This is a genomic window from Pseudomonas sp. PS01298 (genome assembly GCF_029959745.1).
In the GTDB taxonomy this organism is placed as follows: domain Bacteria; phylum Pseudomonadota; class Gammaproteobacteria; order Pseudomonadales; family Pseudomonadaceae; genus Aquipseudomonas; species Aquipseudomonas aylmerensis.
Map to the genome: position 1 here is coordinate 73,872 of NZ_JASCPP010000001.1, position 15,661 is coordinate 89,532.

At 62.8% G+C, this 15,661-nt stretch carries 18 protein-coding genes; 10 read left to right on the forward strand and 8 right to left on the reverse strand.

The annotated features are described in order from the left end of the window. Positions 1-47: 47 nt before the first annotated feature. Positions 48-920, reverse strand: coding sequence for a pyridoxal kinase PdxY (pdxY, locus tag QMX97_RS00310; protein WP_106802254.1), 873 nt, complete (start codon positions 918-920; stop codon positions 48-50). Positions 921-1,037: 117 nt separating this feature from the next. Here pdxY and QMX97_RS00315 point away from each other — a divergent pair, with 117 nt between their 5' ends. Beyond that, positions 1,038-1,433, forward strand: a complete 396-nt coding sequence (locus tag QMX97_RS00315) for a DUF3301 domain-containing protein (protein ID WP_065902609.1) — start codon at positions 1,038-1,040, stop codon at positions 1,431-1,433. On the opposite strand, the gene QMX97_RS00320 is transcribed toward QMX97_RS00315, so the two are convergent. From QMX97_RS00320 to dksA, 4 genes are read right to left on the reverse strand one after another with little or no spacing between them, the layout of a single operon-like run. Then, positions 1,427-2,389, reverse strand: a complete 963-nt coding sequence (locus QMX97_RS00320; RefSeq protein ID WP_282395539.1) for a CobW family GTP-binding protein — start codon at positions 2,387-2,389, stop codon at positions 1,427-1,429. The genes QMX97_RS00315 and QMX97_RS00320 overlap by 7 nt on opposite strands. Before the next feature lie 44 nt (positions 2,390-2,433). Further along, positions 2,434-3,078, reverse strand: coding sequence for a DUF1826 domain-containing protein (locus QMX97_RS00325; RefSeq protein WP_106802251.1), 645 nt, complete (start codon positions 3,076-3,078; stop codon positions 2,434-2,436). After that, entirely contained in the window at positions 3,078-4,286 is a 1,209-nt protein-coding gene (zigA, locus tag QMX97_RS00330) for a zinc metallochaperone GTPase ZigA (protein ID WP_065902896.1), read from the reverse strand. The genes QMX97_RS00325 and zigA overlap by 1 nt, the downstream gene beginning before the upstream one ends. A 26-nt stretch (positions 4,287-4,312) precedes the next feature. Then, on the reverse strand, positions 4,313-4,717 hold the full coding sequence (gene dksA / locus QMX97_RS00335; protein ID WP_282395540.1) for an RNA polymerase-binding protein DksA: 405 nt from the start codon (positions 4,715-4,717) through the stop codon (positions 4,313-4,315). A gap of 125 nt (positions 4,718-4,842) precedes the next feature. Between dksA and QMX97_RS00340 the strand changes: the two genes are divergently transcribed. Beyond that, complete coding sequence (locus QMX97_RS00340) at positions 4,843-5,211, forward strand: glutamine synthetase (protein ID WP_120450577.1); 369 nt, start codon at positions 4,843-4,845, stop codon at positions 5,209-5,211. On the opposite strand, the gene QMX97_RS00345 is transcribed toward QMX97_RS00340, so the two are convergent. Beyond that, positions 5,208-6,419, reverse strand: coding sequence for an N-acetylmuramoyl-L-alanine amidase (locus QMX97_RS00345; RefSeq protein WP_106802248.1), 1,212 nt, complete (start codon positions 6,417-6,419; stop codon positions 5,208-5,210). The two genes, QMX97_RS00340 and QMX97_RS00345, sit on opposite strands and share 4 nt — an antisense overlap. Before the next feature lie 128 nt (positions 6,420-6,547). Here QMX97_RS00345 and folE2 point away from each other — a divergent pair, with 128 nt between their 5' ends. The 7 genes from folE2 to QMX97_RS00380 are packed head-to-tail and all read left to right on the forward strand — an operon-like array spanning position 6,548 to position 12,173. Beyond that, positions 6,548-7,444 (forward strand): GTP cyclohydrolase FolE2, encoded by an 897-nt coding sequence (gene folE2, locus QMX97_RS00350; RefSeq protein ID WP_282395541.1) that lies wholly within the window; start codon positions 6,548-6,550, stop codon positions 7,442-7,444. Beyond that, entirely contained in the window at positions 7,441-8,109 is a 669-nt protein-coding gene (locus QMX97_RS00355; protein ID WP_106802246.1) for an ATP-binding cassette domain-containing protein, read from the forward strand. Before folE2 ends, QMX97_RS00355 begins: the two co-directional genes overlap by 4 nt. After that, the gene (locus QMX97_RS00360) at positions 8,109-8,975 is read left to right on the forward strand and encodes a metal ABC transporter permease (RefSeq protein ID WP_065902624.1); all 867 of its coding nucleotides are present in this window, start codon (positions 8,109-8,111) and stop codon (positions 8,973-8,975) included. The genes QMX97_RS00355 and QMX97_RS00360 overlap by 1 nt, the downstream gene beginning before the upstream one ends. 11 nt (positions 8,976-8,986) lie before the next feature. After that, positions 8,987-9,865 carry a metal ABC transporter substrate-binding protein gene (locus QMX97_RS00365; protein WP_120450584.1) on the forward strand — a complete coding sequence of 293 codons (879 nt, stop codon included), beginning with the start codon at positions 8,987-8,989 and terminating at the stop codon, positions 9,863-9,865. Further along, positions 9,862-10,275, forward strand: a complete 414-nt coding sequence (gene hisI, locus QMX97_RS00370; protein WP_065902628.1) for a phosphoribosyl-AMP cyclohydrolase — start codon at positions 9,862-9,864, stop codon at positions 10,273-10,275. Before QMX97_RS00365 ends, hisI begins: the two co-directional genes overlap by 4 nt. Continuing rightward, complete coding sequence (locus QMX97_RS00375) at positions 10,272-10,832, forward strand: DapH/DapD/GlmU-related protein (RefSeq protein WP_201146195.1); 561 nt, start codon at positions 10,272-10,274, stop codon at positions 10,830-10,832. Before hisI ends, QMX97_RS00375 begins: the two co-directional genes overlap by 4 nt. A 3-nt stretch (positions 10,833-10,835) precedes the next feature. Continuing rightward, positions 10,836-12,173: a dihydroorotase gene (locus QMX97_RS00380; RefSeq protein WP_282395545.1), complete on the forward strand. Its 1,338-nt coding sequence runs from the start codon at positions 10,836-10,838 to the stop codon at positions 12,171-12,173. On the opposite strand, the gene QMX97_RS00385 is transcribed toward QMX97_RS00380, so the two are convergent. After that, positions 12,170-12,691 (reverse strand): DUF3617 domain-containing protein, encoded by a 522-nt coding sequence (locus QMX97_RS00385; RefSeq protein ID WP_065902631.1) that lies wholly within the window; start codon positions 12,689-12,691, stop codon positions 12,170-12,172. The genes QMX97_RS00380 and QMX97_RS00385 overlap by 4 nt on opposite strands. A 130-nt stretch (positions 12,692-12,821) precedes the next feature. Here QMX97_RS00385 and cls point away from each other — a divergent pair, with 130 nt between their 5' ends. Further along, a complete protein-coding gene (cls, locus tag QMX97_RS00390; RefSeq protein WP_282395547.1) occupies positions 12,822-14,261 on the forward strand; it encodes a cardiolipin synthase in 1,440 nt (479 codons plus the stop codon). Positions 14,262-14,398: 137 nt separating this feature from the next. Here the strand turns inward: cls and cfaB are convergent, their stop codons facing one another. Beyond that, the gene (gene cfaB, locus QMX97_RS00395; RefSeq protein WP_282395548.1) at positions 14,399-15,583 is read right to left on the reverse strand and encodes a C17 cyclopropane fatty acid synthase CfaB; all 1,185 of its coding nucleotides are present in this window, start codon (positions 15,581-15,583) and stop codon (positions 14,399-14,401) included. Positions 15,584-15,661: the final 78 nt, after the last annotated feature.

A 15,661-nucleotide genomic window follows, 5' to 3' on the forward strand; every position in this document is an offset into this window, starting at 1 on the left:
GCCCGATAGTACCGGACGCTCTTGGCCTGGCTCAATCCGGCAGAGGCCTACAACCCGATGGGCGTGGCCTCGAAACGTACACGCGGATGGGCGATGCGGTCCTGGGCGCGTACCAGTTCCAGTTCGTAACTGGCACAGGCCTGGGTTTCGAGCAGCACTTCATGCACTGCCGCCGCCGTGAATTCGAAGGCCGCCAGCAGGCTGTCGCCGAGCAGCACACGCGCCAGGAACAGCCCGGAGGTCAGGTCGCCGACGCCCACCGGCTGGCGCGGAAACGCCAGCAGCGGCCGGCGTAGGTGCCAGCTGCCATCAGCGGTCACCAGCAGCATCTCGAAGCCATCCGGCAACTTGCCGGGGTAATCCAGGTGCTTGACCAGTACTGCCTTCGGCCCGCGCGCCAGCAACGCCTTGGCCATGGCCAGGCAATCGAACAGTGATTGCGGCTTGCGCCCGGCAAAACTGTCCAGCTCCAGCTGGTTGGGGCACAGGAAGTCGGCCATCGCCGCGGCCTCCTCCAGCAGGAAATCGCTGACTTCCTGCGGCACGATGCAGCCTTTTTCCGGATGCCCCATCACCGGGTCGCACAGGTACAGGGCCTTGGGGTTGATGGCCTTGATGCGCGCCACACCGGTGAGGATCGCACGCCCCTGGTCCGCACTGCCCAGGTAACCGGACAATACCGCGTCGCAGTTGCCCAGCTCGCCGATCGCGGCAATGCCTTCCACCAGCGCCGGAATCTGCTGCGGCGCCAACACTTCTCCCGCCCATTGGCCATACTGGGTGTGGTTGGAGAACTGCACGGTGTTCAGCGGCCAGACATTCACCCCGACCCGCTGCATGGGGAACACGGCAGCGCTGTTTCCGGCGTGGCCAAAGACCACATGAGACTGGATCGCAAGCAGATGAGGTGTGCGTTTCATGCGGGAGATTTCCGTAAAGCCATTGAAATTCTGGCCGCGCAGTATGCGACTAAACGCAGCCTGTACGACAGACCGGCGACACAGTTAAGCTGCTCTCACTTTGTTGGAGTTCTTTGCATGCTGACCCTGGGAAACATCTTCGTGTTGATGCTGCTGGCGACCGCTGCCGCCTGGGTGTGGCACAACCACGGTCTGCGCGAGCGGGCGCTGGAACGGGTCAAGCAGCATTGCGCCAAGCTCGATATCGAGCTGCTCGACGGTGCGGTGGCGCTCAAGCGCATCGGTTTTGTGAAGGATGCCAGTGGTCGGCGACGCCTGGCGCGCATCTACAATTTCGAATTCACCGTGACCGGCGAGACCCGCCATCCGGGGACGATCACCCAGTTCGGCGCCCACAGCGCGCAGATCGAACTGGCGCCCTACCCGTTCGAGATCAAGACCCCACTGCCCAGTGCCAATGTGATCGAGCTGAGCCAATGGCGCGAGGACCACGCGGCCAAGAATCGTCACTGACGGCAGGCCGCGAGCGCCATCTGCAACGCGGCCACGTCCTGTGGTGCGCTGAAAATCAATTCGATCCGCGAGTCGCGGCGCCATTCACTGGGTTGCCAGGCAAGCGAAGCGTTATCCACGGCGTTGGCGGACATCCAACCTTCGGCGCTGTGGATAACCAGCTTGGCGCGGCGCCATTCCAGGCTTTCCAGCCATCCGGATACCCGCACGGCATCGAATTGCTGACTCGGGTGCCAGCGCCAGCCAATACTCCAACCGCCTTCCTGGGCCTGGCTCAAGCAAATCGGCAGCGAGGGATCGTTCCAGATCGCCGGCAGTTGCGCGACTCCCTTGGGCACGGCGAAGTTATCCACCGCGGCGGCGGCCTGTGCGCTTAATCCGGGTAGCTGCTGCAGTGGCAACTGGGCCTGGCGGGTCCAGTACACCGGGCAATCCGGCAACTGCCGTTCGACAGCCTGGCGCTGCACGGCATCCAGCGTCTCATCCTTGTTCAATACCAATAGCCCGGCACTGGCCAGCGTTTCCTGCTGCGCCGGTGGCAACGGTTTACCCGCCGCCAGGGCTTGGGCATCGAGTACCAGTACGCAGGGCTGAACCGCCAGCACGTTCTGCCAGGGCGCCTGGCGCAACTGCTTGAGCAACTGCGCCGGGTGCCCCAGGCCCGAGGGCTCGATAAACAGCCGATCCGGCTTGGCCTTCCGCAGCAGACGGCCCAGGCCTACCTGGAACGGTGCACCATTCACACAGCACAAGCAGCCACCGGCGACTTCGCCCAAGGCAATGCCGTCGTCATCCTGGGTCAGCAGCGCAGCGTCCAGGCCGATCTGCCCGAACTCGTTGATCAATACCGCCCAACGCTCGTTGGCCGGGCGTTGCGCGAGCAGGTGCTTGATCAGGCTGGTCTTGCCGGCGCCCAAGGGCCCGGCAATCACGTGGGTGGGAATGTTCTGCAGCATGAGACGCTTCATTCAGACCGTGTAGAACGCTAGATCCTACGCGGTTATGCCAGCCAATCCAGCGTCAGGATCAAGCGGCGTTCATCCATCTTCAGGGCGGGCGAGCGATGGATCAGGCCATGACCTTCATTGCCATGCCATTTCGTGCCCTTGAGCAAGGCCACCTCGCCGCAGTGAATCTGCTCGATTCGCTCGGTAGGCTCGGCCTCCGGCCGGCTCAGCAGGCGACGGTCCATCACACCTTCGCGCAACCATTGGCTGCCGATCCCGGCATAGGTGGTGATCAGCCGCACCGGCACATGGTCCACGTGAAAGCGCGGACACATGGCCTTGTCCAACAAGCGCAGGCGCACACCGATACGCTTGGCACCCAGCAGGCAGGCAAACGCGCTGACCAGCCACGCCACATCAGCGATAAAGCCTTCATAGCCTTCAAGATCGCGACAACTGGACGCCAGGCCCTGCAAGTTCGGCGCGGCGTCTTCGCGGCTCAACTCCACGACCAGCGAATCGGCCAACGGCTCATTGAGCGCCACCAGCAACGCGCCGAACTCGGCAATGTGCAGCGGCAACTGGCGCTGCCACAGCGCCAGGTTGACGCCGTCTTCGAGGATGTCGGACAGCGCCAGCGGGGTTTCGCCGCGGGTCTGGCGGATCACCGGGCGCAGGGGAATAACCGGGGCCAGCATCAGGCGGCCGCCTCGTCATACCAAGGGCCAAAGGGATCGTCCAGCAAGCGCCAACCGTCGACGCCCAAGGCCATTTCTTCGTCGGTGAGCAAGCAGGCATCGAGCTCGGCACGCAGGCGCGCGAAGTCGATGTTCTGCCCGATAAACACCAGTTCCTGACGGCAATCGCCAGTGCTCAATTGCCAGTTACCCATGATCGCCGCGACGCTCTCTTCGTCCTGGGGCCACTGGCTTTTTGGCACGAAACGCCACCAGCGACCGGCAAAGCCGTGCCGCATCAGGCCGCCGGCCTGGGACCAACTGCCCGCGTCCTGGTGCTTGCTGGCCAGCCAGAAGAAGCCCTTGGAGCGCAGCAGTTTGCCGTTGACCCATGGGCGGTCGATAAAGTCGAAAAAGCGCTGCGGATGCAACGGACGGCGCGCGCGATAGGCGGTGGAGGCGATGCCGTACTCTTCGGTTTCCGGCACATGCTCACCGCGCAGTTCCTGCAGCCACCCCGGGGCCTGCGCTGCACGTTCGAAGTCGAAACGGCCGGTATTGAGGATCTTGTGCAGCGGCACTTCGCCCATGACCATCGGGATGATTTCCGCCTGGGCGTTCAGGCGCTCGAGAATCGCCATCAGCTCCTCGCGCTCACGGCTGCTGATCAGGTCGATCTTGCTGATCAGGATCACGTCGGCGAATTCGATCTGCTCGATCAGCAGGTCGGTGATCGAGCGCTCGTCTTCCTCGCCAAGGGTTTCGCCGCGTGAAGCCAGGCTTTCGGCGGCCTGGTAGTCGAGCAGGAAATTCATGCCATCAACCACGGTGACCATGGTGTCCAGGCGCGCGATGTCGGCCAGGCTTTGCTCGTTTTCGTCGCGGAAGGTGAACGTTTCGGCCACGGGCAACGGTTCGGAAATGCCGGTGGATTCGATCAGCAGGTAATCGAACCGACCTTCCTTGGCGAGTTTTCCGACCTCCTCGAGCAAGTCTTCCCTCAAGGTGCAGCAGATGCAGCCGTTGCTCATCTCCACCAGTTTTTCTTCGGACCGGTTGAGAGTGACGTCGCGCTGCACCTCGCTGCCGTCGATATTGATTTCGCTCATGTCATTGACGATCACCGCCACGCGCAGGTTGTCGCGGTTGCGCAGGACGTAGTTGAGCAGCGTGCTTTTACCGGCGCCGAGAAAACCGGACAACACGGTAACGGGGAGACGATTGGGCATCAGGTATTCCTCATCAGGGTGGCCGGTCAAATCGCCCGTTTATGGCGTTCGCGCAGCTCTTCACGTTCTTTGGCTTCGATACACAGCGTGGCGGTAGGACGCAGCAGCAGGCGTTGCAGGCCGATGGGCTCGCCCGTTTCGCGGCACCAGCCGTATTCGCCACGGGCCAGCAGTTCGAGGGCGTCGTCGATCTTGTCCAGGAGCTTTTTTTCCCGCTCCAGCAGGCGCAGTTGCCACTGGCGCTGCTCTTCGGCGCTGCCCACATCGGCGGGATCGCTGTTGGTTTCCTGCTCGCGCAGCTGCTGGAACTCGGCGTCGATACGCACTTGCAGTTCATTGCGCTGGGCCAGCAACAGCGCACGGAAGAAGCCTTGCTGGGCTTCATTCATGTAGTCGGCGGGTGGCTGGGCCAGGAGGTCTTGTTCAGTCATGGGGAGCGGTTCACGGGTCAGGCTGTAGTTTAATGTTATAGTATAACAATGCAAATAAGCCAATCCCCCTTGCTCGTCACGACGAAGGGCGCAATGCTGGAACCCTCCCTGCCCCGAGAAGCCCTATGAAATATCTGTGGTGCGCCCTGTTATTGGCAGCGGCAGGCTCGGCCTGCGCGCAGACACCGAGCCTGCTGGCCAACTGCACGCGCAGCGCCAACCTGCTGGCATGTGTCGACCCGCTGGGCAATGCCTACAGCGTGGCAACGGTCGGCAGCACCACGTACCTGCGCGGCTTCGAGGTGATCGGCAAACGCTATTGGGCACAGACCAACAGCCGCTATGGGCAGCTGACGTTCTTTACCGGACTGGCCTCGGACGGTGAGGCGTGGGTCGGCTACACACGGCGCGTGGGCTGGACCACCCTCAACCGGTTCTCCAGTTCGGGTGGCGCCAGCGCCAAGTTCACCTGCAGCCGGATAACCGGCTGCTAGGCCTGGGCATCCTTCTGTTCCTGCACCCAGGCCATGTAGCTGTTCATCGGCGGGTTCTTCTGGAAGTACTTCTTCAAACCTTCGAACAGGCCATCGGCAACCGCCTGTTGATGACGCGCGGTGACCAGTCGCGCACTGTCCCGCGCATTCGAGATGAACCCGGTTTCCACCAGGATCGACGGCACGTCCGGTGACTTGAGCACCGCGAAGCCGGCCTGCTCTACGCGTTTCTGATGCAACGAGGTGATGCCTTCCAGGCTGCCCAGGATCGAGTTGCCCAGTTGCAGGCTGGAAGCGATGGTGGCGTTCATCGACATGTCCAGAATCACCCCGGCCAGCATCGGGTCCTTGTCCTTGAGGTTCAGCAGGCTGGTGGCGCCGAGCAGGTCGGCGCCGTTTTCACGTTGCGCCATGAAGCGCGCGGTCGCGGACGTGGCGCCGCCTTCGGACAAGGCATACACCGAAGCGCCCGACGCGGTAATCCGCGGTGCGGCATCCGCGTGCACCGAGATGAACATGTCGGCGTTGTGCTTGTGGGCAATTTCCACGCGCTTGCGCAGCGGCACGAAAAAGTCGTCATTGCGCACCAGCTTCACATCGAAGCCCTTCTCGCGCTTCAGCCGCTTGGCCAACAGCTGGGCGATGGACAGCACCACGTCTTTCTCACGCTGGCCTTTGGAGCCGACGGCGCCGGGGTCCTTGCCGCCGTGGCCGGGGTCGACCACCACGATGATGTCGCGCTTGGGATGAGCCTTGTCCACCGGCGCCACCAACGGCGCAGGCTGCGCCGCGATCTGGCGGGGCGCATGGGTGGCGCCGGTCAGGTCCAGCACCAGCCGGTGCCCTTGGCCGTCCTGGGGCGGCAACAAAAAGCTGTTGAGCTGCATCGGCGCGGCCAGGTCGAGCACGATCCGCGTATCGCCCTTGCCGAAATGCCCGGAGCGAATCGACGTGATCCCGCTGCCCTTGAGCATCAACTGGGAGAAATCCCCACTGAGCCCCGCGCCGCTGAGGTCAATGATCAGGCGCTCGGGTGCGCTCAGCGAAAAGGTCTTGTATTGCACCGGCCCGCTGAGGTCGAACACCAGCCGTAGCTTGTCGTCCGAGCGCCACAGGCGCGCATTGCGAATCTGCGTGGCCGACGCGGTGAAAGGCAAGGTGAACAGCGGGCTGGCCAGAAGCAGGTTTAGGAGCTGACGTCTGTGCATGACAAATACCGCAAATAAAGGAGCGTCCCTGCTCGACATGACTGAAAAAAGGCTGGAGCAGAAAAATCATCGTCGACTCAATAGTTATAATATAACATGTCTTTTTATTTCCAACGATGGACCTGCTCATGAATGCGCTGACTCTGCCGGATATCGCCGCGCAGGCTTCACGCCAAGCCTTGCCACTCGAATGGGTCGGTATGTGCGGTATCGCCTTGCCGATCCTCATCGACGGCCATCGCCTGGCCGCCACCGCCGATGCCGGCGTCAGCCTGGACGATGGCGCCGCCCGTGGCATTCATATGTCACGCCTGTACCTGGCACTGGAAATGCTTGACCAGCAACCCCTTACGCCGGCACTTCTGCGTAATGTACTGCAGCGTTTTCTCGACAGTCATGAAGGTTTATCTAAGAACGCCTACCTGCGGATCCACACCGATTTGCTGCTCAAACGCCCGGCGTTGGTCAGCCCGCTGGCCGGCTGGAAAAGCTATCCGGTGAGCATCGAAGCGCGTCTGCAAAACCAGATGTTCCACGTGGAACTAAAAATTGACGTTACTTATTCCTCGACTTGCCCTTGCTCGGCTGCCCTCGCCAGGCAATTGATTCAGCAGCAATTTGTTGAAGATTTCGGCAACACGCCTTTGCAACATGAAGACGTCCTCACCTGGCTCGGCAGCGCCAACGGCATTGTTGCTACGCCTCACAGTCAGCGCAGCAGTGCGCAGTTGTTGATCGCGCTGGACGTCCAACAGCCCGACCTGCCCATCACCGCGCTGATCGACGACGTCGAGGCGGCCCTCGGCACCGCCGTACAAACCGCTGTAAAACGCGCGGACGAACAAGCCTTCGCCCTGGCCAATGGGCAGAACCTGATGTTCTGCGAAGACGCTGCCCGCCGCCTGAACCTGACCATGAAGCGCTCGGATGCCATCAACGCCTTCCACCTGAAAGTGATCCACGCCGAAAGCCTGCACGCGCACGATGCCGTGGCTGAAAGCCGCTGGACGAGACCCTCTGCATGATCACCTGCACCGCTTTGCGCTGGGGCGCCCCCGGCCAACCGCTGACGCCGGCGGTGGATTTCACCCTGGAAAAAGGCAGCCTCACCGGCATCATCGGCGCCAACGGCACCGGCAAGAGCAGCTTGCTCAAAGTCATCGCCGGCCTGCAAAAACCGCTCGCCGGTAAAGTCACCGTGGATGTTCCACGCCGCGGCGGCCTGTCGTTTCTGCCTCAGCAACAGCACCTCGACCGCCAGTTCCCCATCAGCCTGCAAGAGTTGGTTGCCGCCGGTTTCTGGGGCACCCGGCTCACGCCGCCGCAACGCAGCGAACGCCTGCAAGCAGTACTCGAAGACTGGTGCCTCAGCGGCCTTGAACATCGCCCGTTGATGGCCTTGTCCGGCGGCGAACTGCAACGCGCCCTGCTCGCCCGCATGAGCCTGGCCGAAGCGCCAGTGTTGCTGCTCGACGAACCCCACGCTGCCCTCGACGAAGAAGGCCAGGCGCTGTGCTGGAAACATGTGCACGCCTGGCACGATGAAGGCCGCACCGTGGTGATCGTTTGTCACGACCTCGCGTCCGTGCGCCACCACACCCAGCAAGTGGTGCAGATCAAGAGCACCGGCTGCGTGTTCGGGGCCAGTAAAGAGCTGATCCGCCCGCAACCGCACATGCAGGTGGCTTGATGCACTTCGCTGCCCACCTGTGGATGCCCTTCCTCGACTTCGTGTTCATGCGTCGCGCCTTGATCGGCGGCCTGGTACTGGCTTGCAGCACCGCGCCGCTGGGGGTGTTTCTGATCCTGCGGCGCATGAGCCTGATCGGTGACGCCGTCGCCCACGGCATCCTGCCCGGCGCCGCGCTGGGCTTCTGGTTCGCTGGCCTGAGCCTGCCCGCGCTGACCATCGGCGGCCTCGGCGCAGGCCTGGGCATGGCTGGCCTGTCGGCGTGGATCACCCGCCGCACCGGCCTGCGCGAAGATGCCAGCCTCGCCGCCATCTACCCGATCTCGCTCGCCGCCGGGGTGCTGATCCTGGGCATCGCCGGCAAGCGCCTGGACCTTTTGCACCTGCTGTTCGGCTCCGCCCTGGCGGTGGATGAAACCACCCTGACCGGCATGCTCTGGGTCTCCGGTTTCAGCCTGCTCGCCATGGCGCTGATCTACAAACCGCTGCTGCTGGACACCCTCGACCCGCTGTTCCTGCAAACCGTCAGCCGCCTCGGCCCGCTCGCCCACGGGTTGTTCCTGACCCTGGTGGTACTGAACCTGGTGATCGGCTTCCAGGCTATCGGCGCGTTGATGGTGGTGGGTTTGATGATGTTGCCGGCCATTGCTTCACGTTTCTGGAGCCGGCGCCTGCCGGTGCTGATCGCGGTATCGGCGGTGCTGGGATGCCTGTCGGTGTGGTTTGGCTTGCTGCTGTCGTTCTACTACTCGCTGCCCAGCGGCCCGGCGATCGTGCTGGTGGCTGGCGTCGGGTATTTGCTGTCCGTGGTCTTCGGTCCGGTGCACGGCTTGCTGCGCCGCCCGCCCTTGCTGTCATCCCAATGAGGTGTTTCCCGATGCGCGCTCTACTCGTGCTGTTCAGTCTGGTGCTGTCGTTATCGACGGCCCAGGCCGCTGACAAACTCCAGGTGGTTACCAGTTTCAGTATTCTCGATGACATCACCCACCAGATCGGTGGCGATCACATCCAGATCAGCAACATGGTCGGCCCGGATTCCGACGCCCACACCTACGAGCCCACTCCGGACGACGCCAAGGCGCTGCTCAAGGCCAGGCTGATCATCAAGAACGGCCTGGGCTTCGAACCCTGGCTGGACCGCCTGGTGACCAGCACCGAAACCAAGGCCACCGTGGTCACCGCCAGCAAGGGCGTGATTTCCCACACCATGGAAGAAGACGGCGAAACCATCCCCGACCCGCACGCCTGGCACAACCTGGCCAACGCCGAAATCTACGTGAACAACATCACCAAGGCCTTGGTCGCGGCCGACCCGGCCAACAAGGCCGACTACCTGCGCAACAGCCAGGCCTACCTGAAAGAAATCTACCGCCTGCTGGCCGAAGCCAAGACCAAGTTCGGCGCACTGCCGCCGGGCAACCGCCGCATCGTCACCTCCCACGACGCCTTCGGTTACCTGGGCCAGGCCTATGGCATCGAGTTCCTCGCGCCCCAAGGCTTGTCCACCGAGCGTGAACCGTCGGCTGCCGAAGTCGCTGCGCTGATCACCCAGATCCGCAAAGACAAGGTCAAGGCGGTGTTCATGGAAAACATCAAGGACTCGCGCCTGCTCAAGCAGATCGCTGACGAAAGCGGCGCGCAGATCGGCGGCACGCTGTACTCCGATGCCCTGGCCGCCGAAGGCCCGGCCAGCACCTTCACCGGGCTGTTCGAATACAACCTCAACACCCTGTGCGCCGCCCTGGGCAAGCCATGACCGTGAGCATGCTCGAACTGGAAGAGGCTGCCCTCGGCAGCCGCTTTCCACTCGATCCGGTGCTCGATGCCTTGGCGTGGAACAGCGATGGGCTGATTGCCGCCATTGCCCAGCAACACGGCAGCGGCGAGGTATTGATGCTGGCCTGGATGAACCGCCAGGCCCTCACCGAAACCCTGGCCACCGGGCAGGTCTGCTACTGGTCGCGCTCGCGCCGGCAGCTGTGGCGCAAAGGCGAGTCGTCCGGCCACTGGCAGCAGCTGGTGGAAGCGCGGCTCGATTGCGACGGCGACGCAGTGCTGCTGATCGTCGACCAGCAAGGCCCGGCCTGCCACACCGGCCGCCCGACCTGTTTCTACAACGCCATCGACGGTCATTACGTTCACATCATTACGGAGCCCGCTGCATGATCCGCAAGAACCCTTCCGGCGATCTGCCGGTGATCGCCGAATCGGCCTACGTCGACAAGACCGCAATCATCTGCGGCAAGGTCATCATCGGTGAGAACGTGTTCGTCGGCCCCTACGCCGTGATCCGCGCCGACGAAGTCGACGCCAGCGGCGCGATGGATCCGATCACCATCGGCGCCAACTCGAACATCCAGGACGGCGTGGTCATCCACTCCAAGTCCGGCGCGGCGGTGACCATCGGCGAGTTCACCTCGATTGCACACCGCTCCATCGTCCACGGCCCCTGCTCCGTCGGCGACCGTGTGTTCATCGGCTTCAACAGCGTGCTGTTCAATTGCGCCGTGGGCGACGGCTGCGTAGTGCGCCACAACTCGGTGGTCGACGGCCGCGACTTGCCCGCCGCGTTTTACGTGCCCTCCACCACGCGCATCGGGCCCAACACCGACCTGTCGCAATTCCCGCCGGTCAGCATCAGCGCCTCGGAGTTTTCCGAAGACGTGGCGCGTACCAACGTCGACCTGGTGCGCGGCTATAAAGCCTTGCAAAACGAGTTCTGAACCATGAGCCGCCTGCTGATCCGCAACGCCCGCCTGGTGAATGAGGGCCAGGAATTCGACGCCGACGTGCTGCTTGCCAACGGCCGCATCGAGAAGATCGCCGCCAGCATCGAGGGCTGCAATGCGCCGGTGGCCATTGACGCCCAAGGCCAGTGGCTGCTGCCGGGCATGATCGATGACCAAGTGCATTTCCGCGAGCCTGGCGCACCGGACAAAGGCAGTTTCTACAGCGAGTCCCGCGCAGCCGTGGCCGGTGGCATCACCAGTTTCATGGACATGCCCAACACCAACCCGGCCACGCTGACCCTGGAAGCCCTGGCCGATAAAAAGCGCCGCGCGGCCCTGCACTCGGTGGCCAACTACGGCTTTCACTTCGGCGTGAGCAACGACAATCTCGACACCGTTGCCGCGCTCGATCCGCGCGAAGTGGCCGGGGTCAAAGTGTTCATGGGCGCCTCCACCGGCAACATGCTGGTAGACGACCCGAAGGTTCTGGAGCGACTGTTTGCCGAGGTGCCCACCCTGCTCCTCGCCCATTGCGAACACACGCCGAGCATCCAGGCCAATGAACAGCGCCTGCGCGAGCGCTTCGGGGACAAGATCCCGGCGGTTGCCCACCCGCTGATCCGCGATGCCGAGGCGTGTTATCGCTCGTCTTCCTTTGCCGTGGAGTTGGCCAGGCGCTTGGGTACGCGCTTGCACGTACTGCACCTGACCAGCGCCCGAGAGTTGGAACTGTTTGAAGACCTGCCCCTCGCGCAAAAGCGCATCACGGCGGAAGTCTGCGTGCACCACCTGCTGTTCGATGACCGCGACTATCACCGCCTTGGCCACCAGATCAAATGCAACCCGGCGATCAAGACTCGCGCCGACCGCGACGCCCTGCGCCGGGCCTTGTTGAGTGATCGCCTGGATGTGATTGGCACTGACCATGCGCCGCATACCTGGGCGCAAAAGCAGCTGGGGTACCGGGACGCGCCAGCGGGTCTGCCGCTGGTGCAGCACGCGCTGCCGGCGCTGCTGGAATTGGTCGCCGACGGGCTGCTGCCGTTGACCACCCTGGTGGCGAAAACCAGCCACCGCGTCGCCGACTTGTTCGCCATCCCGGATCGGGGTTATTTACGTGAAGGGTATTGGGCCGACCTGGTGCTGATCAAACCCGAACCTGCAGGCAAGCCGGTCAGCGACGAGCCGATCCTGGCCCGCTGCGGCTGGACGCCGTTTGCCGAGCGGCGCTTTCGCCACAGCGTCAGCACCACGTTGGTGTCTGGCCACCTGGCCTGGCACAAAGGCCAGGTGGTCGACAGCTGCCAGGGCTTGCCGCTGCATTTCCTGCGTTAAGCGCGGGGCTTGACCGTACCGCAATCGTTGCCGAGCCACTGCGCATGACTGTCCAGGCTGCCCTTCTGCTGGATGCCGGTGGCATTGAAGGTACCGTTGACGGTGGTGGTGAATTCTTTCTGGCTCTGGAAGGTTGCGACGCCAGTGCCCTGGGCTTTCGGGCAGCTGAAGCGGAATTTCCACTGGTTGCCGGTCTTGTCGGTCACTTCCTGTTTGCAGCCCGATTGCGGGTCGGTCAGGGGGATCGAGTCAGAGGCGACTTGCGCCGGCGTGAGGCACACCTGCACGCCTTTGCCGGCCATGGTGATGCCTTGTTTTTCCAGCATCGCGCGTTGTTCGGGGGTCATCTGTTGCTTGAGCTGACCGAGGATCAACGACAGGTCCGGCAGGTCCTGGTTATCGACTTTCATGTTGCTGGTGGTCAATTCCCACAAGCCCGGCGCCAGCATCTGCGCCTGCGCCGCCACGGGCAGCGACACACCAATAACCATGGCCAAACCAAGCAGACGAGCATTCATCGGGTAACTCCTGGGCAATTGTGGGCGTTAGACGCCGCAAAAGTGCCAGTGTTGCACGGCAAATAAAATAGCGACATTCGCAGCCGTTCATGGTCTGTTAGGCACTGGATTGTCTGGAGTCATGTCGTCCATGGATTTTTTTGGCCCGCACCTGCTCGCCTACTTCATCGCCACGCTGCACTTTCTCGGGACCCTCGCCGCGATCCACGCGGTGCTGACCGTCAGGACCGCCCAAGGCTCGATCGCCTGGGCCTTGTCGCTGATGTTCATGCCCTACCTGACGCTGATTCCCTACCTGATTTTCGGCCGCAGCACCTTCGACGCCTACATCCAGGCGCGGCGCCAGGCCAACCAGGAAATGCACACCGCGATCACTGAGCTGAACTGGCGCCCGTGGGTCGAGGAAGCCCTGGCCGCGCGCAACTCCAGCGCCTACGCCTCGCTGCGCGCCATGCCCAAGTTGGGCCGCATGCCGTGCCTGGCAAACAACGAGGTGCGCTTGCTGATCAATGGCGAGGCTACGTTCAGCGCGATCTTCGACGCCATCCGCCGCGCGAAGACGGCCGTGCTGTTCCAGTTCTTCATCATTCACGACGATGAGTTGGGCCGCCAACTGCACATCTTGCTGACAGCCAAGGCCGCCGAGGGCGTGGATATTCACGTGCTCTACGACCGCATCGGCAGCCACGCCCTGCCCCATCACTATGTGCAATCGCTGCGCGACGCCGGTGTCAAGGTCAAGGCCTTCGCCACCCGCAGCGGCTGGCTCAATCGCTTCCAGGTCAACTTCCGCAACCACCGCAAGATCGTCGTGGTGGATGGCGTCACCGGGTTTGTCGGCGGGCATAACGTCGGCGACGAATACCTCGGCAAAAAGCCGCCGCTGGCGCCGTGGCGCGATACCCATGTGCAGGTCACCGGGCCGGTGGTTGCATGCCTGCAGGAGTCGTTTGCCGAAGACTGGTTCTGGGCCGCGCGCGAGTTGCCGCCGCTGATCCTGCCGGACGCCTACCCGGAAGACGGTGTGCTCTGCCAATTGCTCGCCAGCGGCCCGGCCGACCCGTATGAAACCTGCTCGCTGTTTTTCGTCGAGGCCATCCATGCGGCGACCGAGCGCGTGTGGATCACCAGCCCGTATTTCATCCCCGACGAAGCCGTGTTTGCCGCGTTGCGCCTGGCGGTGCTGCGTGGGGTGGATGTGCGCCTGCTGCTGCCGTCGCGCCCCGACCACCGCATCGTCTACGCAGCGTCCAGCCTGTATGCGATCGAAGCGGTACGCGCCGGGGTTCGTGTATTCCGCTACACGCCAGGCTTTTTGCATCAGAAGGTGGTGTTGGTCGACAGCGAGATCAGCGCCATCGGCAGTGCGAACATGGACAACCGCTCGTTCCGGTTGAATTTCGAAGTGATGTTGCTCACGGTCGACGAAGCCTTCGCCCAGCAAGTGGAACAGATGCTGCTCGACGACTTCGCCCTGGCCCATGAAGTCAGCCAGGAAGAAAGCCGCGAAACCCGCCGCCTGCAACAACTGGGCATGCGAGTGGCGCGGCTTATTTCACCGATTCTCTAGCGATCAATACGCGATCCATGTGAGAGCGGGCTTGCCCGCGAAGGCGGTACATCAGTCCTCGATGAGTCACTGATAAAGCGCTTTCGCGAGCAAGCCCGCTCTCACATTTAGATCACCGCAGTTGTCGTGATTGTATTTCAGCGGTAGATATCTTCCCGCGTCCACGGCAGTTCATGGCTGCCATCGGCGTGCGGCTTGACCGCGAGGATCTGGTGCAGGTTGATCCAGCCGCGTGCGAACGCATAGGCGCAACCGGCCAGGTACAGCCGCCAGATACGCAGCGCCTGGTCCGGCACCATCTTCGCCGCTGCTTCCAGGTTGTCTTCCAACCGCTCGCTCCAGTGGTCCAGCGTGCGCGCGTAATGCAGGCGCAGGCTTTCCACATCGACCACTTCCAGCCCGACCTCACTGATTTCGGCGGTCATCATCGCCAGGTGCGGCAACTCGCCGTTGGGGAAGACATAACGTTCGATAAAATCACCGGCGCCACGGCCCACAGGTCGACCGTCGGTGTGCTTGGCGGTAATGCCGTGGTTCATCACCAGGCCGCCTTCGCGCACCGCGCCGAACAGGGTCTTGCAGTATTCCGCCAGGTTGGCATGGCCGACGTGTTCAAACATCCCCACGCTGACCACTTTGTCGAAACGGCCATCCTGGGGCAGGTCGCGGTAATCCAGGAGTTGCAGGTCGACCTGCTCTTCCAGCCCCTCGGCCTTGACCCGTTCCCGGGCCAGCGCCAACTGCTCCTTGCTCAGGGTAATGCCAAATACTTTGACGCCGAACTCCCGCGCGGCATACCGCGCCAACCCGCCCCAACCGCAGCCGACGTCGAGCAGATACTCGCCCGGCTGCAGGCGTAGCTTGCGGCACAGATGGCGAAATTTGTCTTGTTGGGCCTGGTCGATGGACTCGCTGCCGGTTTCGAAATAACCGCAGGAATACGCCATGTCCTGATCCAGCCACAGCTGGTAGAACTCGTTGGACAGGTCGTAGTGGTAGGAAATCGCCGCTGCGTCAGTAGCCTTGTCGTGGATCGAGCGCACCGGACGACTCCCCTCGTCGTCATCGATCAGGGCGTGACTCAATTCATCACACACCCGGATCACTTCGCTGATGGAGCCTTCCAGCTCCAGTTTGCCCTCGACAAAGGCTGCGCCCAATGAATCGAGCGTGGGATGGGTGAGCTTGGAGACAACCGTGGGGTCCTTCACCACGATGGTCACACTGGGATCGGGACCCAGGTTGAATTCATGGCCATCCCAGAGTCGAAGACGCAGCGGTAGCTGAAGATTCTGTAAGGCCGGTGGAAGTTGCGCGAGCATGAGTAGTCCCCCCTTGTTTCAGACGTCTGGTGTGAGGGTAGACCATCCGAAGACAAAGTAGGAGGCTATCGATTTGAT